We start from the raw sequence: 24,658 nt of genomic DNA on the forward strand, positions 1-24,658 counted from the left end.
GAGAACCGACTATATCAGCACTGTTTTGCAGTCGCAATCGACGAAGTTTCGGTGTTGACGGCGCCGCTGATCGCGCGAACGCGTGGTGAACACTGGCGGGGAAAGCGGCGTCGACTTCGAAAGGCCGCTTCGAACAACGATTTCCACAAAAGCGACTTCGAACGACCAAATGGAAAAGGGCTTACGCATTCCTGCGTAAGCCCTTTTGTCTTCGGTGATCGACACACCAAAATTCTGGTGGGTAGTACTGGGATCGAACCAGTGACCCCTGCCGTGTGAAGGCAGTGCTCTACCGCTGAGCTAACCACCCGAAGAGCTTCGAATTATGTCAGGGATTCTCCAGCTCGTCCAGCACTTTTTAAGCGGCTTGCTCATCCGAAACGGGCATGGGTTCAAGGCGCCAGACGCTCGTGCCTTTGATCGCCTTGTCCAGTCCGTCGAGGACCGCCTGATGCGCGGCGAGTTCGTCGTTGCTCGCCGCGATGACCACGAGTTCTAGCGAGTCGATGGCGACCCGCGGCGCATTTGCTTCCCCGCCACCGTGCGATTCTCCGAGCATGTCGATGACGAGGCTTTCCTGGCCGCGCGTCATCGCAAGATAGACCTCGGCGAGCAGTTCCGAGTCAAGCAACGCGCCGTGCAGCGTACGGTGTGCATTGCTGATGCCGAAGCGATCGCACAGTGCATCGAGTGAATTGCGCTTGCCGGGGAACATCTGCTTGGCGCGCGCGAGCGTGTCGATGATCTCGCCGCAACAGGCGTTGACCGGCGGCAGGCCGAGCAACGCGAATTCGGCATCGAGAAAGCCGATGTCGAACGGCGCGTTGTGGATGATCAGGTCCGCGCCCTGAATGAAGTCGCGCAACTGGTCGGCGATTTCGGCGAACTTCGGTTTGTCGCTGAGAAACTCGGTGGTCAGCCCGTGGACCGCCAATGCGCCCGGATCGCTGTCGCGTTCCGGGTTGATGTAGAAGTGCAGATTGTTGCCGGTGAGCCGCCGGTTCACCAGTTCGACGCAACCCAGTTCGAGGATGCGGTCGCCGGTGCGGGCATTCAGGCCGGTCGTTTCGGTATCGAGGATAAGTTGACGCATTCGGATTAGCTTGCCTCAGAAATTGCAGCCGGGAAAATAGCGGGAAACAGAACGGTATCTTGCACGCTGGCGCAGTGCGTGCGCCGGCGGCCACGTGTCACAGTTCCGCGAGCGACGCGACACCGCGATTGGCGAGTTGATCGGCGCGCTCGTTTTCGGGATGCCCGTTATGCCCGCGCACCCAGCGCCATTCGATCTCGTGTTGAGCGACCAGTGCGTCGAGCCGCTTCCACAAATCGGCGTTCTTCACCGGTTGTTTGGCGGCGGTGATCCAGCCTTTCTTTTTCCAGCCGTGAATCCACTCGCTGATGCCTTTCTGTACGTATTGCGAATCGGTGTGCACGACGGCTTTACATGGGCGCTTCAATGCTTCGAGCGCGGAGATGACGCCCATCAGTTCCATGCGATTGTTGGTGGTGTTCGCTTCGCCGCCGAACAGCTCTTTTTCCTGATCGCCGAAGCGCAGCAACGCGCCCCAGCCGCCAGGGCCGGGGTTGCCCTTGCAGGCGCCGTCGGTATAAATGTCGATGATGTTCGCTGTCATTGAGTGTGGTTGCGTGTGTTCGGTGTGGCGGCGGGCGCAAGGCCCGCGGCGAGGACGGGTTTTTTCACCTTCAACGGCCCGACGAGGCGCATGCCGCGCACGCGCTTGATCGCCTTGATCATGTAGGTCGCGCCGAAAATCGGCCACCAGCGGTCGCCGGCGGCTTCCATGAAACCGTAGCGGGACAGCCACTGATCGCTGTCGAGCGGCGGACGATAGCAGCCGAAGCGCCCGCGTTCAAGGTCGAATCCGAGCAGCTTGATCCAGTCTTTCAGGCGCGTGAAGGCGATCAGATCGACGGCAGCGGGTACGAACGGCCGCCCGGTCATCTTGCCGACCGATTGCCGCGCGCCCCACAGCGACAGCGAGTTAAAGCCGAGAATGATGAGCTGGCCCTCCGGCATCAGCACACGCTCGGCTTCACGCAGCAGGCGGTGCGGGTCGCTCGTGAATTCCAGCGTGTGGGGCATTACGATCAGGTCGACGCTTTGGGCCTCGAATGGCAAATCCAGCAGGTCGCACCAGACCGCGCTGCGTCCGGCGGGCGAGGGCAGCGGCGCAAATCCGCCGCGTGCGGGGCCGTTGCCAAAGTCGCGTCTCGCGCCATTGCCGGCATGCGCCTGAGCGCGTGGAAAACTGTAGGGCGCGCTCGCGCCGCTTGCGGCATCGAGCACGAGGCCGCGGCAGGGCATGCGGTTTTCGCGCAAGGCGTCGAGCTGCGGCAAGCCGAGTTGCAGCGCGTGGTAGCCGAATATGTCCGACACCACCCGGTCGAGCTGCGTCTGTTCCCACTCCAGCACGTAACGGCCCGGCGGCGAATCCGTCCAGGCGGGCCAGTCTATAATCGCTCGGTCAGTCATATCTAAGAATGCGTCGCCTATGAATGCGCTCGAGTACGTACCGGTCCCGGCGTTTGAAGACAATTACATCTGGGTCGTTTCCGACGGACGCCATGCGGTGGTCGTCGATCCGGGTGAGGCCGCCCCCGTTCGCGCGTATCTTGCGAAACGCGGTTGGCGGTTGAGCGCTATTTTACTCACGCACCATCATCAAGACCACGTCGGCGGGGTGACCGATCTGCTGAATGGCCAGGCCGTTCCCGTCTACGGGCCCGCCGGGGAAGCGATCCAGCATCTCACGCATCGTCTGAAAAATGGCGATCGCGTGACGATTGCGGCCCCCGCGCTCGAATTGAGCGTGCTCGACGTGCCGGGTCATACGAGCGGTCACATTGCCTATTTCCAGGCGGCGGACCCGAATGGCACGCCGCATGTGTTCTGCGGCGACACCTTGTTCGCCTGCGGATGCGGCCGGCTGTTCGAGGGCACGCCCGGTCAGATGCTCGCGTCGCTCGACTCGCTCGCCGCGCTGCCCGGCGCGACCGAGGTCCACTGCGCGCACGAATACACGCTTTCCAACATCCGCTTCGCGCTCGCCTGCGAGCCCGGTAATGCCGAGCTTCAGGCCTGGCGCGACAAGGCGAGCGAGTTGCGAGCCCGCAACGTGCCGACGCTGCCCACCACGATTGCCCACGAACGTGCCGTGAATCCGTTCCTTCGCGCGGACAATCCCGCCGTCCAGGCGACCCTGCAGGAGCAACTGCACGAAAGGGTATCCGACCGGCTGGCGGCGTTCACATTGATGCGCGAATGGAAGAACCGCTTCCGGTGACCGGGTTCGCGTTAGGGTCTTCCTCAGGCGAAGAATCGGAAGAATTCGCCAAGCCCTAGATTTGCTTGATCTTTTTGGTCACTTTTCGATTGACGTAGACGTTGCGGTTTCGTACTATCGGCTGCAAATTCCAGCCCTTGTGGAAGCCGAGACGTTCATGCGATTTATCTTCAGTGCGTTGCTGGTCCTGACGCTCGCCGCCTGCGCGAGCCAGGGACCAACGACGGTCAGCCCCACCACCGCAGCAAATCCCGCCAGCCAGCAAGCCGTAGCCGACGCCCTTCGCAAGACCGCCACCGCCAAGGAAACGATCAACGTCGACCAGGGTTCGGTCACTCAGTTGACGAGCGCGGACGCCGACTTGTGGGGCCGTATTCGCCGTGGTTTCCAGATGCCGGACTTGCAGACCGACCTCGTCGACATGCAGGTCAACTGGTACGCGCAGCGTCCGGACTACGTGCAGCGCATGACCGAGCGTTCGCAGAAATACCTGTATCACATCGTCGAAGAGCTCGAGGCGCGCCGTATGCCAACCGAGCTCGCGTTGCTGCCGTTCATCGAATCGGCGTATAGCCCGCAGGCGTTATCGGTGGCGAAGGCGGCCGGCATGTGGCAGTTCATGCCGGGCACCGGCCGCACTTACAACCTCAAGCAGAACATGTGGCAGGACGAGCGCCGCGACGTGCTGGCGTCGACCAGCGCCGCGCTCGACTACTTGTCGCGTCTGCACGATATGTTCGGCGACTGGCAACTCGCGCTGGCCGCATACAACTGGGGCGAGGGCAACGTGCAGCGCGCGATCGCGCGTAACGAAGCGGCGGGTTTGCCCACGGATTACCTAAGCCTGCGCATGCCGAACGAAACGCGCAACTACGTGCCGAAGCTGCAGGCGGTGAAGAACATCGTGACGAACCCGCAAATGTACGGGCTCGCACTGCCGTCGATTCCGAATCACCCGTACTTCGTGACCGTCACCACGTCGCACGATATCGACGTAGACACGGCCGCCAAACTGGCCAACCTGTCGCTCGACGAATTCCGTTCGCTGAACCCGTCGTTCAGGAAGCCCGTGATCCTTGGCGCGACGCAGCCGCAGATTTTGCTGCCGTTCGACAACGCCAGCGCATTCGAGCGCAATCTGAAAACGTATTCGGGTTCGCTGTCTTCGTGGACCACGTACACGGTCACCGAGCGTTCGGCGCCGGCGGCAATCGCGCAAAAAATCGGCGTCGACGCCGACACGCTGATGGAAGTGAACAAGATTCCAGTCGGCATGCGTCTGAAACCCGGTTCCACCATCGTTGTGCCGCGCGGTTCGGATGACGACGAGGACATCAGCGCGGACGTTGCCGAAAGCGCGGTCCTCGCCATGGAGCCCGACGTCCCCGACACACGTAAAATGCTGATCCGCGTGCGCCGCAATCAGTCGATGGCGGCGCTCGCGATGCGTTATGGCGTGTCCGTCGGTCAGTTGAAGGCGTGGAACCGCACGCACCGCGATAGCGTATCGCGCGGCCAGGTCGTCGTGCTGCACGTGCCGGTTGGCAGGGCTGTCCCGAGCGAACCGGGCCCCGAGCGCATCGCGACCGACGTCCAGGGCGGCGGCGTCCAGAAGATCGGTACTCGCGTCGGCGGCACGAAAAGCGAGTCGCGCTACGACAGGAAGAAGGGGCGCGGCCAGTCGGCGGTGGTGAAGGTGTCCGAGCCGGTGAGCAAGGCCGGCAAGTCGAAAGCATCTACCGCGAGCGCCGGCAAGGTGACTAAAGTATCGGCTTCCACGTCCAGCAAGGCGACGAAGACCGCGGCCAGCGCGAAGAAGGATAAGTAGCGCAATAAGCGGCTATGCGACAGCCGTCTGTGGGTCAGACCAACGCGTCCAGTCCGCTCCAGTCGCGCCGTGCATTTTTCAACGCCGTCACCTTCTGGTGACGGCGTTTTCCATTGTGCGGATCGTCGGCGAGGGACGCCGCGTTGAGCGCTGAGCGGTCGATCAGCGGTCGGCAGCGGTCGGCGAGTTCCGCGGAAATCCGATAATGTTCGTCCTTTGGCCAACGCCATCCGGATCAAAAGAGCGTATGTCGTCGACCCAGTTGCGCGTCTTTCTGCTGTTTTCCGCCGGTTATTTCGTGTCGTACGTGTTCCGCGGCGTCAATCTAGGTTTCGCGCCGTTCATCACGCGCGATCTCGGTTTGTCCGCAGCCGATCTCGGCGTGCTGACCAGTCTGTACTTTCTCGGCTTTGCGGGCGCGCAGATCCCGGCCGGCGTGCTGCTCGATCATTTCGGTGCCCGGCGCGTCACGGCTGTCACTTTGCTGTTCGCCGCCGCGGGAATCTGGATGTTCGGCGCGGCCCACAGCCTCGGCATGATGATGGCCGGGCGGCTGCTGATCGGCGTCGGTGTCTCCGTGTGTCTCGGTGCCGCATTCAAGGCGTTGGCGCAGCATTTCGCGTCGGCGCGTCTGCCGCTGATGAACGGGTTGGTAATGGCGATCGGCGGCTTTGGCGGAGTGATGGTCGGTTCTCCGCTCACCTGGATACTGACTTTTAGCAGTTGGCGTTCGGTGTGCATCGGTCTGGGTTTGCTGACGGTGGCGGTGGCGTTTGCACAGTGGACGCTCGCACCCGAGACGAAGGAGCCCCATCATCAGGCAAGTCTCGGCGCGCAGTTCCAAGGCACGCTGCATATAGTCCGCAGCCTGGCATTCTGGAAAATCGCTTCATTTTCAGTCGTCACGCAAGGCGTTTTTTACGCGATGCAGTCGCTGTGGGTCGGCGCGTGGCTGCGCGACGTGCAGGGCTTCGACGCGCGTGAAGCCGCCGGGCTGGTATCGATTCTTGGCTTCGCGATGATGGCCGGCTGCGTCGGTTTCGGCGCCGCGGCACGTAGTCTGGAGCGGCGCGGCGTATCGCTGCAGGCCTTTTGCGGCATCGGCATGGCGCTGTATGTCCTGACGCAACTGCTGATCGTGTTCAATGCGCCGCTTCCGGCGAGTTTGCTGTGGGCGGCGTACGGCATGTTCGGCGGCACGGGCATTCTCACCTACGCCGTGATGGCGCGCAGTTTCCCCGCGCAGATGATCGGCCGCGTGAATACCACGCTCACGCTCATCATCTTTCTACTGATCTTCGGCTTTCAGATCGGCGTCGGCGCGATTCTGTCGCATTGGCCGGCGAACGGCGGCCATTATCCGGCGGCTGCGCATCTGACCGCCTGGGGCATTCTGATTGCATTGCAGGCGTTGAGCGCGGTCTGGTACGTGTTGCCGGGGCGCACGCCAGTTCGGGCCACCGCGCGCCATGCGGAACAGGACGCCTGAGCTTTCGCGAGGCCATTTACACGACGCTGCTTGCCTGCGGGCCCATAGACTGAGGCTATCCGAAATGGGCGAGTGTAAACTTCGTCAAACGTTTTGAAGCCCCGACTGGTAAGGCTTTTAGCGGTCCGGTAGCGCGCGCCATCCAGCCGGTGAGCCATCTCGGATTTGGAGGGAAGGGCAGTTTCACGCTATAATTCCAAGGTTTGAGCTTATCAACCCGCACCCTAGCGCCTACCTCTCCCATACCGTTCATCCGCCGCGCGCCACTGGCGTAGCAAGAAGGGCCCGCACCCCAGCCGATCCGTCCGCACAATGGACACGCTGGAGAATCGCGCACCCCTTGCAGCGTCAACGGCAGCACGCGAGCGAGTCTGCGCGCGCATCCCGTCGATGCTTTTCGCTGCGGCTCGCAAACCGGATAGGCAGGTCGGCAACAGGGTGTTCCCCCAAGGAGTCTCCCGTGTTGCCGTCATTTTCTCCCGCTCTGCTCGCGCTCGCCGACGGCACGGTCTTTCGTGGTTATTCGATCGGCGCCCCCGGGCATACCATCGGCGAAGTCGTGTTCAACACCGCCATCACCGGCTATCAGGAAATTCTCACTGACCCGAGCTACGCGCGCCAGATCGTTACCCTCACGTATCCGCACATCGGCAACGTCGGCGTGAACGCCGAAGACGTCGAAGCAACGAAAGTCCATGCCGCCGGGCTGATCATCCGCGACCTGCCGGTTCTTGCGTCGAACTTCCGCATGGAGCGCACGCTCACGCAATACTTGCAGGACGAAGGCGTGGTCGCCATCGCCGGTCTCGATACGCGCATGCTGACCCGCGTTCTGCGCGACAAGGGTGCGCAGAACGGCGCCATCCTCGCCGGTTCGGACGACGAAGCGCGCGCAATCGAACTCGCCCGCTCGTTCCCGGGCCTCTCGGGCATGGACCTCGCAAAAGTCGTGTCGACGAAGGAAACGTACGAATGGACGCAGACCGAATGGCGTCTAGGCAGCGGCTACGGCAAGCTGAATGCGCCGAAGTACCGCGTCGTCGCATTCGACTACGGCGTCAAGTACAACATCCTGCGCATGCTCGCTGAGCGCGGCTGCCACGTCACCGTGCTGCCGGCACAAGCCTCCGCGGCCGAAGCGCTCGCGCTCAATCCGGACGGCATCTTCCTGTCAAACGGCCCGGGCGACCCCGAGCCGTGCGACTACGCGATCGCGGCTACCAAAGAACTGATCGAGCGCGGCATTCCGACCTTCGGCATCTGCCTCGGCCATCAGATCATGGGCCTCGCGCTCGGTGCCAAAACCGTGAAGATGAAGACGGGCCACCACGGCGCGAACCATCCGGTGAAAGATCTGGAAGACGGCCGCGTGGTCATCACGTCGCAGAACCACGGCTTTGCAGTGGATGCCGACACGCTGCCCGCCAACGCCCGCGTGACGCACGTGTCGCTGTTCGACGGCACGCTGCAAGGCTTCGCGCTCTCCGACAAGCCGGCATTCTGCTTTCAGGGCCATCCGGAAGCGTCGCCTGGCCCGCACGACATCGCCTATCTGTTCGACCGCTTCACCGCGTTGATGGACGCGAAGAAGGCCGGCAAGACCGCGGCGGCCTAAGAAGCCGGGCGGGAAGCACAGCAAAAAGCACAGCAAAAAGCGGCGAGAAGCAAAGCGCGCGCGACGCCCACGCGGCGCGCGCTGACGGAAAGAATTCAGGAATACATTAGCGAGAGCGTTATGCCCAAGCGGACAGACATCAAGAGCATTCTCATTATCGGCGCGGGTCCGATCATCATCGGCCAGGCGTGCGAGTTCGACTACTCGGGCGCGCAGGCATGCAAGGCGTTGCGTGAGGAAGGCTACAAAGTCATTCTCGTCAACAGCAATCCGGCGACGATCATGACCGACCCGAACACGGCCGACGTGACCTACATCGAGCCAATCACGTGGGAAGTGGTCGAGCGCATCATCGCAAAGGAGCGCCCGGACGCGATCCTCCCGACGATGGGCGGCCAGACCGCGCTGAACTGCGCACTCGATCTTCACGCGCACGGCGTGCTGGAAAAGTACAAGGTCGAGCTGATCGGCGCGTCCCCGGAAGCAATCGACAAGGCGGAAGACCGCCAGAAGTTCAAAGACGCGATGACGAAGATCGGCCTCGGTTCGGCCAAATCGGGCACCGCGCATTCCATGGAAGAAGCGCTGCAGGTGCAGGCCAGCATCGCAGCGGAAACCGGCAGCGGCGGCTACCCGGTCGTGATCCGTCCGTCGTTCACGCTCGGCGGCTCGGGTGGCGGGATCGCGTACAACCGCGACGAGTTCGAAGAAATCTGCAAGCGCGGTCTCGACCTGTCGCCCACGCGCGAGCTGCTGATCGAAGAATCGCTGCTCGGCTGGAAAGAGTATGAGATGGAAGTGGTCCGCGACAAGAAGGACAACTGCATTATCGTTTGCTCGATCGAAAACCTCGATCCGATGGGCATTCACACCGGCGACTCGATCACCGTCGCACCTGCGCAAACGCTCACCGACAAGGAATATCAGGTCCTGCGCAACGCGTCGCTTGCGGTGCTGCGCGAGATCGGCGTCGACACCGGCGGTTCGAATGTGCAGTTCTCGATTAATCCGGAAGACGGCCGGATGATCGTTATCGAAATGAACCCGCGCGTGTCGCGTTCGTCGGCATTGGCGTCGAAAGCAACCGGCTTCCCGATCGCCAAGGTCGCGGCGAAGCTCGCAGTCGGCTACACGCTGGATGAGCTGAAGAACGAAATCACCGGTGGCCAGACCCCGGCCTCTTTCGAACCGACTATCGACTACGTCGTCACGAAGATCCCGCGTTTCGCGTTCGAGAAATTCCGCGAAGCCGATTCGCGCCTGACCACGCAAATGAAGTCGGTCGGCGAAGTCATGGCGATCGGCCGCACGTTCCAGGAATCGTTCCAGAAAGCGCTGCGCGGTCTTGAAGTCGGCGTCGACGGTCTGGACGAAAAGACCGATAACCGCGACGAGATCATCCGCGAGATTGGCGAAGCCGGTCCGGACCGCATCTGGTACGTGGGCGACGCGTTCCGTATCGGCATGACGGCGCACGAGATTTTCGAAGAGACGTCGATCGACCCGTGGTTCCTCGCGCAGATCGAACAGATCGTCCTGAAGGAAAACGCGCTGGCCGGCCGTACGCTCGCGAGCCTCTCGAGGGAAGAACTGAAATACCTGAAGCAAAGCGGCTTCTCGGATCGGCGTCTGGCGAAGCTCGTCGGCGCTAAGCCGGCGCAAGTGCGTGCGCGCCGTATCGAGTTGAACGTACGCCCGGTGTACAAGCGCGTCGATACGTGCGCTGCGGAATTCGCCACGAAAACCGCCTACATGTACTCGACCTACGAGGAAGAGTGCGAGGCGAACCCGACGAACAACAAGAAGATCATGGTGCTGGGCGGCGGCCCGAACCGGATCGGCCAGGGCATCGAGTTCGACTACTGCTGCGTGCACGCTGCGCTCGCCATGCGCGAGGACGGCTATGAAACCATCATGGTCAACTGCAACCCTGAAACCGTTTCGACCGACTACGACACGTCCGACCGTCTGTACTTCGAATCGCTCACGCTGGAAGATGTGCTGGAAATCGTCGACAAGGAAAAGCCGGTCGGCGTGATCGTGCAATATGGCGGCCAGACGCCGCTGAAGCTCGCACTCGACCTCGAAGCGAACGGTGTGCCGATCATCGGCACGTCGCCGGACATGATCGACGCGGCCGAAGACCGCGAGCGTTTCCAGAAACTGTTGCAGGACCTCGGCTTGCGTCAGCCGCCGAACCGCACCGCGCGAGCTGAAGACGAAGCGCTCAAGCTCGCGAATGAAATCGGTTATCCGCTGGTGGTGCGTCCGTCGTACGTGCTGGGCGGCCGCGCGATGGAAATCGTCCACGAGCCGCGCGATCTCGAACGCTACATGCGCGAGGCCGTGAAGGTGTCGAACGATTCGCCGGTGCTGCTTGACCGCTTCCTGAACGACGCGATCGAATGCGACGTGGATTGCATCTCGGATGGCGAAGCGGTGTTCATCGGCGGCGTGATGGAGCACATCGAGCAGGCGGGCGTGCACTCGGGCGACTCGGCTTGCTCGCTGCCGCCGTACTCGCTGTCGAAAGAAACCGTGGCTGAGCTGAAGCGTCAAACTGGCGCAATGGCGAAGGCGCTGAACGTGATCGGCCTGATGAACGTGCAGTTCGCGATTCAGCAGGTCCCGCAGGCGGACGGCTCGAAAGAAGACATCATCTACGTGCTGGAAGTGAATCCGCGCGCTTCGCGTACGGTCCCGTACGTGTCGAAGGCGACCAGCCTGCCGCTCGCGAAGATCGCGGCGCGCGCCATGGTCGGTCAGAAGCTCGCGCAGCAAGGGGTGACGAAGGAAATCGATCCGCCGTACTTCAGTGTGAAGGAAGCGGTGTTCCCGTTCGTCAAGTTCCCGGCGGTCGACCCGGTGCTCGGACCCGAAATGCGTTCGACCGGCGAAGTGATGGGCGTGGGCCAAACGTTCGGTGAGGCGCTGTTCAAGTCGCAGCTGGCGGCGGGTTCGCGTTTGCCGGAGTCGGGCACGGTGCTGTTGACCGTAATGGACGCCGACAAGCCGAAGGCAGTCGAAGTCGCGCGCATGCTGCACGAACTCGGTTATCCGATCGTTGCGACCAAGGGCACGGCTGCTGCAATCGAAGCGGCCGGCGTGCCGGTGAAAGTCGTCAACAAGGTGAAGGACGGCCGTCCGCACATCGTCGACATGATCAAGAACGGCGAAATCGCGCTGGTCTTTACGACTGTCGACGAAACGCGCGCCGCGATCGCCGATTCGCGCTCGATTCGCATGAGCGCGCAGGCGAACAAGGTCACGTACTACACGACCATGTCGGGCGCGCGCGCGGCCGTCGAGGGTTTGCGCTACCTGAAGGACCTCGAAGTCTACGATTTACAAGGCCTGCACGCTCGCCTAAACTAAGGCTTCGAATACCTGTCCAAGATGTAAGTGCCGCGGTTAAGCGGCGTTCCGCAGGTGCTGTGATCCGGGTTTCCCCCGGCTGCCGGCTCCCACGGAATGCACTTAACCGCGGTGATTTTTTTTACGGCCGTTTTTTGTCCCAGAGCGCCCCCGAACCTGTCGCTTTCGCGCCAGGGCCCCGAGGAGGCGAGAAAATTTTGGGGCGGCCCGGCGTTTTCTCGAGAGTTGTTTATGAGCACTATTCCATTGACTAAGCGCGGCGCGGACATGTTGCGCGACGAATTGCAGCGCCTGAAATCGGTTGAGCGTCCCGCCGTGATCAACTCCATCGCTGAAGCCCGTGCACAGGGCGATCTGTCGGAAAACGCGGAATACGACGCAGCGAAGGAAAAACAGGGCTTTATCGAAGGCCGCATCGCCGAAATCGAATCGAAACTGGCCGGCGCGCAGGTGATCGATCCGTCCAAGGTGGACGCGGATGGCCGCGTGGTCTTCGGCGCGACGCTCGAACTGGAAGACCTGGCATCGGGCGCATCGGTCAAATATCAGATTGTTGGCGACGACGAAGCGGACATCGACCACGGTCTGATCTCCATCAGCTCGCCGATTGCGCGCGCGCTGATCGGCAAGTCGGAAGGCGACGTGGCGTCGGTGCAGGCGCCGGGCGGCGTGCGCGAATATGAAATCATCGCGGTTAGCTACGTTTAAAGGCGGCTCCGGTGTCCTTGATGCCGCATCGAATTTTCCGTCTGTTGACGGTCGTATGGGTCGGTAGTCTGCTGACTATCGGCTATGCCGTCGCTCCTGTGCTGTTTACTTCGCTCGACCGGACGACGGCGGGCGCAGTGGCTGCGCAATTGTTTCGCATCGAGGGTGTGCTGGGCGCTGTATGCGGCATTTTGCTGCTCGGCCTCGCCAACGTGGTGATCCGGCGAGGCGGCAGTGCGTATCGTCGGTTGCGCTGGCTGGTGGCCGGTATGCTGATTTGCGTGCTGGTGGGTTACTTCGCGCTGCAGCCGTTCATGAATGCGATGCGTGTCGCGGCGCTCGAAGCGGGTACGGACGTCGGGCATTCCGCTTATGCGGCGCGCTTCGGCATGCTGCATGGCGTTTCGAGCGTGTTTTACCTGATCGAAAGCCTGCTGGGCATAGCGCTGGTGTGGAAACTGCCGGTGGGCGCGGGCACCGGGTCCGCGCAACAAGGTGCGCGCGGTACCTCCGGGAAGATGGCCGGCTGAAAGCGCTGACTGGCCTCCCGGTGCCTGCTTGCGCCGTCAGCGCCATGGCAGGCGCGGGTCGCCAAACCGCGAAGTTTTCGAGCCGCTCGCATGCCGGGTGCGGACTTGGCCGCACCCTCATCCGCTTGCTTATTTCGACTGATGCGAGCGCTTTGCGCTGGTTTGCCGCTTCTTTGCGCGCTTGATGTTGCCGCCTTGCGTGACGCGTTCATTGCCGCGCACCAGCACGGCTTTTGCCTTCGGCTTGCGCATGGGGACTTCGCTAGGCTTCACGACCTTGACCACGCGCGGCGCGCGGCCCTTGCCGGGCTTGGCTTCCACAGCCGCTTCCCGGGCGCTCGGCAGTGCACCGCGCTTGCTCTTCGCCGCCGGTTGTGCAGCGGCTTCCGGCTTCCAGATTACCAGCAGCTTGCCGATATGCTGGATCGGCGCGGCGTTCAGCGTGTCGCAAATCTGTTCGTAGATGGCGAGGCGTTCTTCGCGTTCGTCGCCGAACACACGGATTTTGATGAGCTGATGAGCGGCGAGGTGAACCTTGATCTCGGCGAGCACGGCGTCGGTCAAACCTTCGGCGCCGACGAGCACGACCGGTTTGAGCGCATGTGCCTGGGAGCGCAACTCGGCGCGTTGGTCGGAAGAGACTTTGAGGGCGGGCATGGAAAGTGGGAGACTCGACTAAAATGGCTGACCTGCGTTCCCCATCCCGTCTTTCGATTGGTTCGATTGGGGCGCAATTGGGACGATTCGGCAGGCGGCGCGTCAGAACAACAGAATCGCGGATAACTGCCGGTTTTTTGGCGGTGGCCGCGCGAATTAACCGCGTATTATCCCCTAAAGCGTGACATGACGCAGCAAGAGTTCAACGTTTAATGGCAAAAAACAAGTTCAACACGGCGTGGCTGCATGACCACATCAACGATCCGTACGTGAAAATGGCGCAGCGGGAGGGCTATCGCGCCCGCGCCGCCTACAAACTGAAGGAAATCGACGAGCAGGACAAGCTGATTCGCCCGGGGCAAGTCATCGTCGATCTGGGCTCCACGCCGGGCAGCTGGAGCCAGTACGCGCGCAACAAACTCGCCAAGGGCTCGCAGCGCGACGCCGAGCGCGAGGGCGGGATTGACGGCACGATCATCGCGCTGGATCTTCTGCCGATGGAGCCGGTCGCCGACGTGCACTTCATTCAGGGCGACTTCCGCGAAGACTCGGTGCTCACCCAACTGGAAGAATTAGTCGGAGAACGCCAGGTTGATCTTGTAATTTCGGACATGGCGCCCAACCTGTCGGGGGTGGCCTTGGCGGATGCCGCGCGAATCGAGCATCTATGCGATCTCGCGCTGGAATTCTCGCAAAATCACCTGAAGCGGGATGGAGCCCTTTTAGTCAAATGCTTTCACGGCAGCGGTTACAGCCAGATTGTCGAAAAGTTCAAGCGCCAGTTCAAGGTGGTGGCTGCCCGCAAGCCCAAAGCTTCGCGGGACAAGTCGTCAGAAACGTTTATTTTGGGTAAGCATCTGAAGCGGCCTGCGTAGGGCGCTATAGAACAGTTCCGCATCTGTCGATAAATGTGCTGATGGCGTCGAAATTGGCGCCGTAACAGCCCGCTATGCTATTTCTGTGGTAGCGAAACCTTATGGCAGGGGTCTGCGGACTGGATTAGAATGCTTTAGTGGTGCCGCAAGGCAAATGTAGGCGCCCGTCTAAGTGAAGGAGTGGTGCTTTGAACAACAATATGTTTTCGAAAGCAGCAGTGTGGCTGGTTATCGCACTGGTGCTATTTACGGTGTTCAAGCAGTTCGACAAGCCCCGTGTCCAGGAAGGCGTTTCCTATTCGCAGTTCATGGACGACGCGAAGAACGGCAAAGTCAAGAACGTCATTGTCCAGGGGCGGAACCTCACGGTCACTCCAGCAGACGGCCAGAAGTACCAGATCGTGTCGCCCGGCGACATCTGGATGGTCGGCGATCTGATGAAGTATGGCGTTCAGGTAAGCGGCAAGGCTGATGACGAACCCAATGCGCTGGTGTCCGCGCTGTATTACCTCGGGCCGACGATCCTGATCATCGGTTTCTGGTTCTACATGATGCGACAGATGCAGGGAGGCGGGAAAGGCGGCGCCTTCTCATTCGGTAAATCCCGCGCACGTCTGATCGACGAAAACAACAACGCAATCAATTTCACCGACGTCGCCGGTTGCGACGAAGCGAAGGAAGAAGTCTCCGAACTGGTCGATTTCCTGCGCGACCCGCAGAAGTTCCAGAAGCTGGGTGGGCGTATTCCGCGTGGCGTGCTGCTCGTCGGCCCGCCGGGAACGGGTAAGACGCTGCTCGCACGCGCCATTGCCGGTGAAGCGAAAGTGCCGTTCTTCAGCATTTCGGGTTCGGACTTCGTGGAAATGTTCGTAGGTGTCGGCGCGGCTCGTGTGCGCGATATGTTCGAGCAGGCGAAGAAGCACGCACCGTGCATCGTGTTCATCGACGAAATCGACGCGGTCGGCCGTCATCGCGGCGCCGGCATGGGCGGCGGCAACGACGAGCGCGAACAGACGTTGAATCAAATGCTGGTCGAGATGGACGGCTTCGAGGCGAACTCGGGCGTGATCGTGATCGCCGCAACCAACCGTTCGGACGTGCTCGACAAGGCGCTGCTGCGTCCCGGTCGTTTCGATCGCCAGGTATATGTCGGTCTGCCGGACATCCGCGGCCGCGAGCACATCATGAAGGTTCACCTGCGCAAGGTACCGATCTCGAACGACGTCGACGCCGCGGTTATCGCGCGTGGCACGCCGGGCTTCTCGGGCGCCGATCTGGCGAACCTCGTGAACGAAGCGGCATTGTTCGCGGCGCGCCGCGGCAAGCGCATCGTCGAAATGACGGACTTCGAAGACGCGAAGGACAAGATTTTCATGGGTCCCGAACGCAAGTCGGCGGTGATTCGCGAAGAATCGAAGCGTGCCACCGCGTATCACGAGTCGGGCCATGCGGTTATTGCTAAGCTGCTGCCGAAGGCCGATCCGGTGCATAAGGTCACGATCATTCCGCGTGGCCGTGCGTTGGGCGTCACGTGGCAGTTGCCGGAGCATGACAACGAAACGTATTCGAAAGACTACCTGTTGGATCGTCTCGCGATCCTGTTCGGTGGCCGCGTCGCGGAAGAGCTGTTCCTGAACCTGATCAGCACCGGCGCATCGGACGATTTCAACAAGGCGACGCAAACCGCGCGCGCCATGGTGGCTCGCTTCGGCATGACCGACGCGTTGGGACCGATGGTCTACGTGGACGACGAAAACGACGCCACACCGTTTGGTCGCGGCTTCACGCGCACCATTTCGGAAGCGACGCAGCAGAAGGTCGACGCGGAAATCCGTCGCGTCCTGGACGAGCAGTACAATCTCGCGAAGCGCCTGCTGGAAGAAAACCGCGACAAGGTCGAAGCAATGACCGCCGCGCTGATGGAGTGGGAAACGATCGACGCCGATCAGATCAACGACATCATGGCGGGTCGTCCGCCGCGCTCGCCGAAGAGCTCGCCGCCGTCGGCAAGCGACGCCTCGTCGGGCGGTAGCCCCGGCACCGAGGTCAAGCCGGGTAGCGCGACCGCGCCGGCCTGATCGGCTATCAGTAGAAAGTGCGGGCCGGTGTGATTCACACCGGCCCGTTTTGCATTTGTCCGTCTTATGTGATGTAACGCTACGTGCCCACAGTCGCTTTCCCTTCTCTACCCATCCCGGAACCGTTGCAATGCGGCCGGTTCAAGCTGACCTTTGAACGCCCGTTGATAATGGGCATCCTCAACGTCACGCCTGATTCATTCTCCGACGGCGGCCAGTACGCGATGCGCGGCGACGCGTTGCGCCAGGCGGAGCGCATGATGCTCGAAGGCGCGGACATCGTCGACATTGGCGGCGAATCGACGCGGCCCGGCGCGCCGCCGGTGCCGCTCGACGAAGAGCTTGAGCGCGTGATCCCGCTGATCGAGCAACTGCGCGGCGCCAATGTGCCGCTCTCCGTCGACACCTATAAGCCCGAAGTGATGCGGCGCGCGCTCGCCGCGGGCGCCGACCTGATCAACGACGTCTGGGGCTTCCGGATGCCCGGCGCCGTCGATGCGGTCCGCGAAAGCGACTGCGGCCTGTGCGTGATGCACATGCTCGGCGAGCCTCAGACCATGCAGCGGGGTGAGCCGGCTTACAACGACGTCGTGAGCGAAGTCCGGCAGTTTCTGGAAGAGCGGGTCACGGCGCTCAGGCAGGCAGGCATCGCTCGCGGCCGTATCAGCGTCGACCCCGGTTTCGGTTTCGGCAAGGCGGTGGTCGAGCATAATTACGCGCTGCTCGCGCGCCTGCCGGATACGGCGCCGCGCGCCGAGCCGCCGTATCCGATTCTCGCGGGCATGTCGCGCAAGTCGATGATCGGCGCCGTCATCGGGCGCCCGGCGCCCCAGCGCGTCGCCGGCAGCGTCGCCGCGGCGGTGTGCGCGGCCGAACGGGGCGCCGCTATCCTGCGCGTGCACGACGTCGCGCAAACAGTAGACGCATTGAAAGTATGGGCGGCCCTGCGCGACGCGGCGAAGCACGCCAGCGCGCTCGGTTGAACCCAAAGCCAAGGAGGAACATAAAAGATGGCACGTCGTTATTTCGGTACGGACGGAATTCGGGGCAAGGTCGGCGAAGGGCCTATTACGCCGGAATTTGTATTGCGGCTCGGCTACGCGGCCGGCAAGGTACTGGTCGGCGCGGACCGCTGGGCGCGCACAGGCACGCGGCCAACGGTACTGATCGGCAAGGACACGCGGGTGTCGGGCTATATGCTCGAGGCCGCGCTCGAAGCGGGTTTTTCCGCAGCCGGCGTCGACGTGATGCTGGCCGGCCCGATGCCCACGCCCGGCATCGCCTATCTGACGCGCGCGTTGCGGCTCGCCGCGGGCGTCGTCATCAGCGCGTCGCACAATCCGTATTACGACAACGGCATCAAATTCTTTTCCGCCGACGGCAATAAGCTGCCCGACGAAGTGGAATCGCAGATCGAGGAGCAACTGGAGCTGCCGCTCGCTTGCGCGGCGTCGGAGCAGCTCGGCAAGGCGCGGCGTCTGGACGACGCGGCGGGCCGCTACATCGAGTTCTGCAAGAGCACTTTTCCGGCCACGTTCGACCTGCGCGGGCTGAAGCTGGTGGTCGATTGCGCGCATGGTGCCGCGTATGACGTCGCGCCGCACGTGTTCCATGAACTTGGCGCTGAAATCATCCCGATCGGCGTCGCGCCGAACGGCTTCAACATCAACGACGGTGTCGGCGCGACCGCGCCGGATGCGCTCGTGCGCGCGGTGCGCGCGAATCATGCCGATCTCGGTATTGCGCTTGACGGCGACGCCGACCGTCTGCAGGTCGTCGACGCGGCCGGCCGCCTCTACAACGGCGACGAGCTGCTGTACGTGCTGGTCAAGGACCGTATCGCGACCGACGGCAAGGTCGAAGGCGCGGTCGGCACCTTGATGACCAATATGGCCGTCGAGGTCGCGTTGCAAGCGGCGGGCGTCAAGTTTGTGCGTGCGGCAGTGGGCGACCGCTACGTGCTCGAACAGTTGCGCGAGCACGGCTGGCAACTCGGGGCCGAGGGTTCGGGCCACATTCTTTCGCTTGACCGCCATTCCACTGGCGACGGCATCGTGTCAGCGCTGCTCGTGCTTGCTGCAATGAAGCGTAGCGACAAGGCGCTGGCCGAACTGCTCGATGGCGTCACACTGTTCCCGCAGAAGCTGATCAATGTGCGGATGAAACCGGACGCGGACTGGAAGGGCAGCGAGGCGATCCGGCGCGCCATCGGCAACGCCGAAGATGCACTCAATGGCCGCGGACGCGTGCTGATTCGCGCTTCGGGAACCGAGCCCGTGCTGCGCGTGATGGTGGAGGCCGAACATGTCGACGACGCGGTTCGCCACGCGGAGTCGATTGCGGCTGCCGTGAATCAGGCGACGGCTTAGGCGGCGTTTCACATGCGGCGGCGGGCCAGACTATAGTCGCCCCGCCGCGGGCGGCTGCAGGACGCTGTAAGCACGCCAGACCCACCGATTGCGCATCACCTCTCCCGTCCAACCTGCGCCGCGCGACCGAACGCGTCTGCGCCACACTCCGCCCAACCCGCACGCAAACGTTCGCGCCCCATCTTTTTCGCCTAATCTGTACAAGCACCGGCGAGAACACCGTCCTGGCGGCGATTTATCCCCCGGAACGCCTTTCACTTAGTAAACGCACTGTCACATGCGTTTCACGGTTAGTCACGTTACTGTCATAAAGAGACCCTAAGCTTCGCGGTGTTCGTGTTACTCGCTCACACCGCTCACACCTTGGAGGTCTCATGAAATTGATGCAAACCGTGTTCGCTGGCGTCGCTGGCGCGTTCTTCGCGATCGCAGCGCAAGCCGCAGACATCACCGGCGCGGGCAGCACCTTCGCAGCACCGATTTACACGAAGTGGGCCGACGCCTACCAGAAGTCCGGCGGCGGCAAGGTCAATTATCAAGGCATCGGTTCGTCGGGCGGCGTGAAGCAGATCGTCGCGAAGACGGTTGATTTCGCCGGCTCTGACGCTCCGCTGAAGGACGACGAACTCGCGAAGGACGGCCTGTTCCAGTTCCCCACGGTGGTCGGCGGCGTGGTGCCGGTCGTCAACGTGCCGGGCGTGAAGCCGGCTGAACTGGTTCTGTCGGGCGAAGTGCTCGGCGACATCTATCTGGGCAAGATCAAGAAGTGGAACGATCCGGCGATCGTTGCACTGAACCCGAAGGCGAAGCTGCCGGACACGGACATCGCCGTGGTTCGCCGCGCCGATGGTTCGGGCACCAGCTTCATCTGGACGAACTATCTGTCGAAGGTCAACACCGAGTGGAAGTCGAAGGTCGGTGAAGGCTCGACGGTCAACTGGCCGACGGGTACGGGCGGCAAGGGCAACGACGGCGTCGCCGCTTTCGTGCAACGTCTGCCGGGCGCGATCGGTTATGTGGAATGGGCCTACGCGAAGCAGAACCACATGACGTACGTGGCACTGAAGAATTCGACGGGCACAGTGGTCGAGCCGAAGACGGACACGTTCAAGGCAGCGGCAGCAGGCGCGGACTGGTCGAAGTCGTTCTACCAGATCCTGACGAACGAGCCGGGCAAGAACGCATGGCCGATCGTCGGCGCAACGTTCGTGCTGCTGCACACGGCGCAGGACAAGCCGGCGCAAGGCACCGAAACGCTGAAGTTCTTTGACTGGGCGTTCAAGAACGGCACGCAAGCCGCAAACGATCTGGACTACATCTCGCTGCCGGAATCGGTCGTTTCGGAAATCAAGACGCAGTGGAAGTCGAAGGTGAAGGACGCATCGGGCAAGCCGCTCGCAGAGTAAGCATTGCCCTTCCTGTAATCGGCAACAGCTTCACGTGACACATTGGCCGTCCTCATGTGAGGACGGCCAATGGCATTGACCGGCACTGCCCCGGCGGTGCCCCGCTATCAAGCAGCGTTAGTACGACATACATGCATCACCGCCGCGCGACATACGTCGTACGGCAACTGGAAAAGGTCCATCAGGCTCTTATGTCCGACATCCAACTCGCGTCAGGCGCTTCGAGGGCGACACCGCCCGGCGGCGCGTCGCAGCAAAGAGCGCCCAGCCGCGCCGGCGACCTGATCTTCGGCGGCCTCGCGCGCCTCGCCGCTATCGTCACGCTGTTGCTGCTCGGCGGCATCATCGTTTCGCTGATCGTCGCTTCCATGCCGTCGATCAAACAATTCGGCCTCGGCTTCCTGTGGAGCGCCGAATGGGATCCGCCGAGCAAGCAGTTCGGCGCGCTGGTGCCGATCTACGGCACGGTCGCCACGTCGATCATTGCACTCATCATCGCGGTGCCCGTCAGCTTCGGCATCGCGCTTTTCCTCACCGAACTCTCGCCCGCGTGGCTGCGCCGACCGCTCGGCATCGCGATCGAACTGCTCGCCGCCATTCCGTCGATCGTCTACGGCATGTGGGGGCTGCTCGTGTTCGCGCCGATCTTCGCAACGTGGTTCGAGAAGCCGCTCGGCGCGGTGCTCGGCGGCATTCCGGTGCTCGGCGCGCTGTTCCAGGGCGCGCCCATCGGCATCGGCATTCTGTGCGCGGGTGTGATTCTCGCGATCATGATCATCCCGTACATCGCTTCGGTGATGCGCGACGTGTTCGAAGTGACGCCGGTCCTGCTGAAGGAATCGGCTTATGGCATCGGCTGCACGACGTGGGAAGTGATGTGGAAGATCGTGCTGCCCTTCACGAAGAGCGGTGTGATCGGCGGCGTGATGCTGGGCCTCGGCCGCGCGCTCGGCGAGACCATGGCCGTGACCTTCGTGATCGGCAATACGAATCTGCTCGATAACGTCTCGCTGTTTTCGCCGGGCAACAGCATCACGTCGGCGCTCGCCAACGAATTCGCCGAAGCGGATCCGGGCTTGCATACGTCGGCGCTGATGGAACTCGGCCTCATCCTGTTCGTGATTACGTTCATCGTGCTGGCAATCTCGAAGGTCATGCTGCTTCGTCTCGAGAAAGGGGAGGGCGCGAAATGAGCCAGTCCACCATGACTATGCCGGGTTCGAACGACGCAGCCGCGCTCGAAAAAATGCGCGTGCGTCTGCAAGGGCGCCGCCGCATGAAAAACGCGATGGCGTTGACGCTGTCGCTCGCGGCGATGGCGTTCGGTCTCCTGTGGCTGATCTGGATTCTGTACACGACCCTGCGCCTCGGCATCGGCGGTTTATCCATCGAGCTGTTCACGCAGTCCACGCCTCCGCCGAACACCGATGGCGGCGGTCTTGCCAACGCGATTGTCGGCAGCTTGATGCTGGTCGCGCTCGCAACGTTTGTCGGTACGCCGATCGGCATTCTTGCCGGCGTCTACCTCGCCGAATACGGACAGAAGGGCTGGCTGGCGAGCGTCACGCGGTTCATCAACGACATTCTGTTGTCGGCGCCGTCGATCGTCGTGGGTCTGTTCGTCTACGCACTGGTCGTCGCGAAGATGGGGCACTTCAGCGGTTGGGCCGGCGTGTTCGCGCTCGCGCTGCTGCAGATTCCCATCGTGATCCGCACCACGGAAAACATGCTCAAACTCGTGCCTAATGCGCTGCGTGAAGCCGCATTCGCACTCGGCACGCCGAAGTGGAAGATGGTGCTGTCGATCACGCTGAAAGCTTCCATCGCGGGCATCGTCACCGGCGTGCTGCTTGCCGTTGCGCGCATTGCCGGCGAAACCGCGCCGCTGCTCTTCACCGCGTTGTCGAACCAGTTCTTCTCGGCGGACATGAACCAGCCGGTGGCGAACCTGCCGGTTACGATCTACAAGTTTGCGATGAGCCCGTTCGCGCAGTGGCAATCGCTCGCGTGGGCCGGCGTCTTCCTGATCACGCTCGCGGTGTTGGGATTGAACATCCTCGCGCGCACGATCTTCACGAACAAGTAAGGGCGGAGTGTAATCCGATGAACATGGCAGAAACTCAACTCAATCCGATCTCGCGTCCCACCGCGCCAGCCGGTTTCGATCCCGCGCAAAGCGGCCAGGAGCCTTCGCCGTCGCGTCCGAAGATCGAGGTCAACGACCTGAACTTCTTCTACGGCAAGTATCACGCGCTGAAGAACATCAACCTGCAGATTCCCGAAGGCAAGGTGACCGCGTTCATCGGTCCGTCGGGCTGCGGCAAGTCGACGTTGCTGCGTACCTTCAACAAGATGTACGCGCTCTATCCGGAGCAACGCGCCGAAGGCGAGATCCTGATGGACGGCGAAAACCTGCTGACCTCCAAGCGCGATATTTCGCTGCTGCGCGCGCGGATCGGCATGGTGTTCCAGAAGCCGACGCCGTTTCCCATGTCGATCTACGACAACATCGCGTTCGGCGTGAAGATGTTCGAAACGCTGCCGCGCTCGGAAATGGACGACCGCGTCGAATGGGCGCTGACCAAGGCTGCGTTGTGGAATGAAGTGAAGGACAAGCTCGGCCAGAGCGGCTACGGTTTGTCGGGCGGCCAGCAGCAGCGTTTGTGCATTGCGCGCGGCATCGCGATCCGTCCGGAAGTGCTGTTGCTGGACGAGCCGTGCTCGGCGCTGGACCCGATTTCGACGGGCCGTATCGAAGAGCTGATCGCCGAATTGAAGAGCGATTACACGGTGGTGATCGTCACCCACAACATGCAACAGGCGGCCCGCTGTTCGGACTACACTGCCTATATGTACCTTGGCGAACTGATCGAATTCGGCGACACCGAAAAGATCTTCATCAAGCCGGTCCGCAAGGAAACCGAGGACTACATTACTGGCCGCTTCGGCTAATCGCCGGGCAACACAACGGAGTACGACATGTCCGATAAACATCTGTCCAGCCAGTTCGACGCCGACCTGAACCTGGTTTCCTCGAAGGTGCTCGAAATGGGCGGCCTCGTCGAATCGCAGATCGTCAATGCGATGCAGGCGCTCAATGAATTCGACCTCGACATTGCCGAGCAGGTGATCGCCGCCGAAGATCGCCTGAACAAGATGGAAGTGGAAATCGACGAAGAGTGCAGCAACATCATCGCGCGCCGTCAGCCGGCCGCGCGCGATTTGCGCCTGTTGATCGCGATCTCGAAGACCATCACGAATCTCGAGCGAGCCGGCGACGAAGCCGAGAAAATCGCCAAGCGCACCAAGCGTCTGATGGAAGACGGCGCGTCGCGCACCATCAATATCGCCGAGATCAAATTGTCGGGCGAAATGGCGGTGTCGATTCTGCGCCGCGCGCTCGACGCGTTCGCGCGTCTGGACACGGTCGCCGCCGCGCAGATCGTGCGCGACGACAAAGCCATTGACGAAGAATTCCGCGCATTCGTGCGCAAGCTGATTTCGTACATGACGGAAGATCCGCGCTCCATTTCGGTGGGCCTCGATTTTCTGTTCATCGCGAAGGCGATCGAGCGGATCGGCGACCATGCGAAAAACATCGCCGAATTCATTATTTACATCGTGAAGGGTACGGACGTGCGGCACAAGTCGCGCGACGCGCTCGAACGCGAAGCACTCAGTTAATCCAGAGATAAGGACCAGAGGTGCCGATGCCCAGCAGCATTCTCGTCATTGAAGATGAGCCCGCGATCTCCGAACTTATTTCGGTGAATCTTCAACACGCCGGACACTGCCCGATTCGCGCGTACAACGCGGAGCAGGCGCAGAACCTGATCAGCGATGTATTGCCCGACCTCGTCCTGCTCGACTGGATGCTGCCGGGCAAATCGGGCATTGCGTTCGCGCGCGATCTGCGCAACAACGAGCGCACGAAGCACATCCCGATCATCATGCTGACCGCGCGCGGCGACGAGCAGGACAAGGTGCTCGGCCTCGAAATCGGTGCGGACGATTACGTCACCAAACCATTCTCGCCGAAGGAACTGATGGCGCGCATCAAGGCGGTGCTGCGCCGCCGCGCGCCGCAATTGACCGAGGACGTGGTCGCGATCAACGGCCTGAAGCTCGATCCGGCAACGCATCGTGTGGCGGCGCACGCTGAAGGCAGCGAGATCAAGCTCGATCTCGGCCCGACGGAATTCCGTCTGCTGCACTTCTTCATGACGCATCCCGAGCGCGTGCACAGCCGCACGCAACTGCTCGATCAGGTGTGGGGCGACCACGTATTCGTCGAAGAGCGCACGGTGGACGTGCACATCAAGCGTCTGCGCGCTGCGCTTAAGCCGGCCGGCTGCGATGCTATGATCGAAACGGTCCGCGGCAGCGGCTACCGCCTCGCCAAGAGCGCTTGATTCCGGGC

The 24,658-nt window shown here is 62.1% G+C and carries 21 protein-coding genes and 1 tRNA gene; 17 read left to right on the forward strand and 5 right to left on the reverse strand.

Annotated features, from left to right (window positions below):
• Nucleotides 1–235: 235 nt before the first annotated feature.
• The 4 genes from C0Z16_RS06020 to C0Z16_RS06035 form a co-directional block, all read right to left on the reverse strand.
• Nucleotides 236–310, reverse strand: a tRNA-Val gene (locus C0Z16_RS06020).
• Between the two features lie 48 nt (nucleotides 311–358).
• On the reverse strand, nucleotides 359–1,093 hold the full coding sequence (gene dnaQ / locus C0Z16_RS06025) for a DNA polymerase III subunit epsilon (RefSeq protein ID WP_102631256.1): 735 nt from the start codon (nucleotides 1,091–1,093) through the stop codon (nucleotides 359–361).
• A gap of 97 nt (nucleotides 1,094–1,190) precedes the next feature.
• Entirely contained in the window at nucleotides 1,191–1,637 is a 447-nt protein-coding gene (gene rnhA / locus C0Z16_RS06030) for a ribonuclease HI (protein ID WP_102631257.1), read from the reverse strand.
• Nucleotides 1,634–2,497 (reverse strand): class I SAM-dependent methyltransferase, encoded by an 864-nt coding sequence (locus tag C0Z16_RS06035; RefSeq protein WP_102631258.1) that lies wholly within the window; start codon nucleotides 2,495–2,497, stop codon nucleotides 1,634–1,636. Before C0Z16_RS06035 ends, rnhA begins: the two co-directional genes overlap by 4 nt.
• 19 nt (nucleotides 2,498–2,516) lie before the next feature.
• On the opposite strand from C0Z16_RS06035, the gene gloB reads away from it, so the two are divergent.
• From gloB to C0Z16_RS06070, 7 genes are all read left to right on the forward strand, one after another.
• Entirely contained in the window at nucleotides 2,517–3,308 is a 792-nt protein-coding gene (gene gloB, locus C0Z16_RS06040; protein ID WP_102631259.1) for a hydroxyacylglutathione hydrolase, read from the forward strand.
• A gap of 157 nt (nucleotides 3,309–3,465) precedes the next feature.
• The gene (locus C0Z16_RS06045) at nucleotides 3,466–5,136 is read left to right on the forward strand and encodes a transglycosylase SLT domain-containing protein (protein ID WP_102631361.1); all 1,671 of its coding nucleotides are present in this window, start codon (nucleotides 3,466–3,468) and stop codon (nucleotides 5,134–5,136) included.
• A gap of 247 nt (nucleotides 5,137–5,383) precedes the next feature.
• Nucleotides 5,384–6,625, forward strand: coding sequence for an MFS transporter (locus C0Z16_RS06050; protein ID WP_102631260.1), 1,242 nt, complete (start codon nucleotides 5,384–5,386; stop codon nucleotides 6,623–6,625).
• A gap of 460 nt (nucleotides 6,626–7,085) precedes the next feature.
• The gene (gene carA / locus C0Z16_RS06055; RefSeq protein WP_102631261.1) at nucleotides 7,086–8,240 is read left to right on the forward strand and encodes a glutamine-hydrolyzing carbamoyl-phosphate synthase small subunit; all 1,155 of its coding nucleotides are present in this window, start codon (nucleotides 7,086–7,088) and stop codon (nucleotides 8,238–8,240) included.
• A gap of 120 nt (nucleotides 8,241–8,360) precedes the next feature.
• Nucleotides 8,361–11,615: a carbamoyl-phosphate synthase large subunit gene (gene carB / locus C0Z16_RS06060; protein ID WP_102631262.1), complete on the forward strand. Its 3,255-nt coding sequence runs from the start codon at nucleotides 8,361–8,363 to the stop codon at nucleotides 11,613–11,615.
• Nucleotides 11,616–11,846: 231 nt separating this feature from the next.
• Nucleotides 11,847–12,323: a transcription elongation factor GreA gene (greA, locus tag C0Z16_RS06065; protein WP_102631263.1), complete on the forward strand. Its 477-nt coding sequence runs from the start codon at nucleotides 11,847–11,849 to the stop codon at nucleotides 12,321–12,323.
• A 20-nt stretch (nucleotides 12,324–12,343) separates the two neighbouring features.
• Complete coding sequence (locus tag C0Z16_RS06070; protein ID WP_102631264.1) at nucleotides 12,344–12,853, forward strand: DUF4149 domain-containing protein; 510 nt, start codon at nucleotides 12,344–12,346, stop codon at nucleotides 12,851–12,853.
• Between the two features lie 129 nt (nucleotides 12,854–12,982).
• On the opposite strand, the gene C0Z16_RS06075 is transcribed toward C0Z16_RS06070, so the two are convergent.
• On the reverse strand, nucleotides 12,983–13,510 hold the full coding sequence (locus C0Z16_RS06075; protein WP_102631265.1) for a YhbY family RNA-binding protein: 528 nt from the start codon (nucleotides 13,508–13,510) through the stop codon (nucleotides 12,983–12,985).
• A 212-nt stretch (nucleotides 13,511–13,722) separates the two neighbouring features.
• On the opposite strand from C0Z16_RS06075, the gene C0Z16_RS06080 reads away from it, so the two are divergent.
• From C0Z16_RS06080 to phoB, 10 genes are all read left to right on the forward strand, one after another.
• A complete protein-coding gene (locus tag C0Z16_RS06080; RefSeq protein WP_102631266.1) occupies nucleotides 13,723–14,385 on the forward strand; it encodes an RlmE family RNA methyltransferase in 663 nt (220 codons plus the stop codon).
• 188 nt (nucleotides 14,386–14,573) lie between these two features.
• Nucleotides 14,574–16,463, forward strand: a complete 1,890-nt coding sequence (ftsH, locus tag C0Z16_RS06085) for an ATP-dependent zinc metalloprotease FtsH (protein WP_027804124.1) — start codon at nucleotides 14,574–14,576, stop codon at nucleotides 16,461–16,463.
• An 83-nt stretch (nucleotides 16,464–16,546) separates the two neighbouring features.
• Nucleotides 16,547–17,446, forward strand: coding sequence for a dihydropteroate synthase (folP, locus tag C0Z16_RS06090; RefSeq protein ID WP_102631267.1), 900 nt, complete (start codon nucleotides 16,547–16,549; stop codon nucleotides 17,444–17,446).
• 27 nt (nucleotides 17,447–17,473) lie between these two features.
• On the forward strand, nucleotides 17,474–18,832 hold the full coding sequence (gene glmM, locus C0Z16_RS06095; RefSeq protein ID WP_102631268.1) for a phosphoglucosamine mutase: 1,359 nt from the start codon (nucleotides 17,474–17,476) through the stop codon (nucleotides 18,830–18,832).
• A gap of 374 nt (nucleotides 18,833–19,206) precedes the next feature.
• Nucleotides 19,207–20,238, forward strand: a complete 1,032-nt coding sequence (gene pstS / locus C0Z16_RS06105) for a phosphate ABC transporter substrate-binding protein PstS (protein ID WP_102631269.1) — start codon at nucleotides 19,207–19,209, stop codon at nucleotides 20,236–20,238.
• Between the two features lie 191 nt (nucleotides 20,239–20,429).
• Complete coding sequence (gene pstC, locus C0Z16_RS06110) at nucleotides 20,430–21,431, forward strand: phosphate ABC transporter permease PstC (RefSeq protein WP_102631270.1); 1,002 nt, start codon at nucleotides 20,430–20,432, stop codon at nucleotides 21,429–21,431.
• Nucleotides 21,428–22,324 carry a phosphate ABC transporter permease PstA gene (pstA, locus tag C0Z16_RS06115; protein WP_102631271.1) on the forward strand — a complete coding sequence of 299 codons (897 nt, stop codon included), beginning with the start codon at nucleotides 21,428–21,430 and terminating at the stop codon, nucleotides 22,322–22,324. Before pstC ends, pstA begins: the two co-directional genes overlap by 4 nt.
• Nucleotides 22,325–22,341: 17 nt before the next feature.
• Complete coding sequence (gene pstB, locus C0Z16_RS06120; protein WP_102631272.1) at nucleotides 22,342–23,190, forward strand: phosphate ABC transporter ATP-binding protein PstB; 849 nt, start codon at nucleotides 22,342–22,344, stop codon at nucleotides 23,188–23,190.
• Nucleotides 23,191–23,217: 27 nt separating this feature from the next.
• A complete protein-coding gene (phoU, locus tag C0Z16_RS06125) occupies nucleotides 23,218–23,922 on the forward strand; it encodes a phosphate signaling complex protein PhoU (protein WP_042322168.1) in 705 nt (234 codons plus the stop codon).
• Nucleotides 23,923–23,948: 26 nt separating this feature from the next.
• Nucleotides 23,949–24,650 (forward strand): phosphate regulon transcriptional regulator PhoB, encoded by a 702-nt coding sequence (gene phoB, locus C0Z16_RS06130; RefSeq protein ID WP_006051991.1) that lies wholly within the window; start codon nucleotides 23,949–23,951, stop codon nucleotides 24,648–24,650.
• The last annotated feature ends 8 nt before the right edge of the window (nucleotides 24,651–24,658 follow it).

Source organism: Paraburkholderia rhynchosiae (genome assembly GCF_002879865.1).
GTDB classification, from domain to species: domain Bacteria; phylum Pseudomonadota; class Gammaproteobacteria; order Burkholderiales; family Burkholderiaceae; genus Paraburkholderia; species Paraburkholderia rhynchosiae.

Excerpts from the sequence above, each read along its gene's own strand:
- pstB (WP_102631272.1), top strand. The coding sequence starts at position 22,342 with ATGAACATGGCAGAAACTCAACTCAATCCGATCTCGCGTCCCACCGCG.
- C0Z16_RS06035 (WP_102631258.1), bottom strand. The coding sequence starts at position 2,497 with ATGACTGACCGAGCGATTATAGACTGGCCCGCCTGGACGGATTCGCCG.
- C0Z16_RS06045 (WP_102631361.1), top strand. The coding sequence starts at position 3,466 with ATGCGATTTATCTTCAGTGCGTTGCTGGTCCTGACGCTCGCCGCCTGC.
- greA (WP_102631263.1), top strand. The coding sequence starts at position 11,847 with ATGAGCACTATTCCATTGACTAAGCGCGGCGCGGACATGTTGCGCGAC.
- phoB (WP_006051991.1), top strand. The coding sequence starts at position 23,949 with ATGCCCAGCAGCATTCTCGTCATTGAAGATGAGCCCGCGATCTCCGAA.
- pstA (WP_102631271.1), top strand. The coding sequence starts at position 21,428 with ATGAGCCAGTCCACCATGACTATGCCGGGTTCGAACGACGCAGCCGCG.
- pstS (WP_102631269.1), top strand. The coding sequence starts at position 19,207 with ATGAAATTGATGCAAACCGTGTTCGCTGGCGTCGCTGGCGCGTTCTTC.
- C0Z16_RS06080 (WP_102631266.1), top strand. The coding sequence starts at position 13,723 with ATGGCAAAAAACAAGTTCAACACGGCGTGGCTGCATGACCACATCAAC.
- C0Z16_RS06075 (WP_102631265.1), bottom strand. The coding sequence starts at position 13,510 with ATGCCCGCCCTCAAAGTCTCTTCCGACCAACGCGCCGAGTTGCGCTCC.
- glmM (WP_102631268.1), top strand. The coding sequence starts at position 17,474 with ATGGCACGTCGTTATTTCGGTACGGACGGAATTCGGGGCAAGGTCGGC.
- C0Z16_RS06050 (WP_102631260.1), top strand. The coding sequence starts at position 5,384 with ATGTCGTCGACCCAGTTGCGCGTCTTTCTGCTGTTTTCCGCCGGTTAT.
- dnaQ (WP_102631256.1), bottom strand. The coding sequence starts at position 1,093 with ATGCGTCAACTTATCCTCGATACCGAAACGACCGGCCTGAATGCCCGC.
- C0Z16_RS06070 (WP_102631264.1), top strand. The coding sequence starts at position 12,344 with ATGCCGCATCGAATTTTCCGTCTGTTGACGGTCGTATGGGTCGGTAGT.
- pstC (WP_102631270.1), top strand. The coding sequence starts at position 20,430 with ATGTCCGACATCCAACTCGCGTCAGGCGCTTCGAGGGCGACACCGCCC.
- gloB (WP_102631259.1), top strand. The coding sequence starts at position 2,517 with ATGAATGCGCTCGAGTACGTACCGGTCCCGGCGTTTGAAGACAATTAC.
- carB (WP_102631262.1), top strand. The coding sequence starts at position 8,361 with ATGCCCAAGCGGACAGACATCAAGAGCATTCTCATTATCGGCGCGGGT.
- rnhA (WP_102631257.1), bottom strand. The coding sequence starts at position 1,637 with ATGACAGCGAACATCATCGACATTTATACCGACGGCGCCTGCAAGGGC.
- phoU (WP_042322168.1), top strand. The coding sequence starts at position 23,218 with ATGTCCGATAAACATCTGTCCAGCCAGTTCGACGCCGACCTGAACCTG.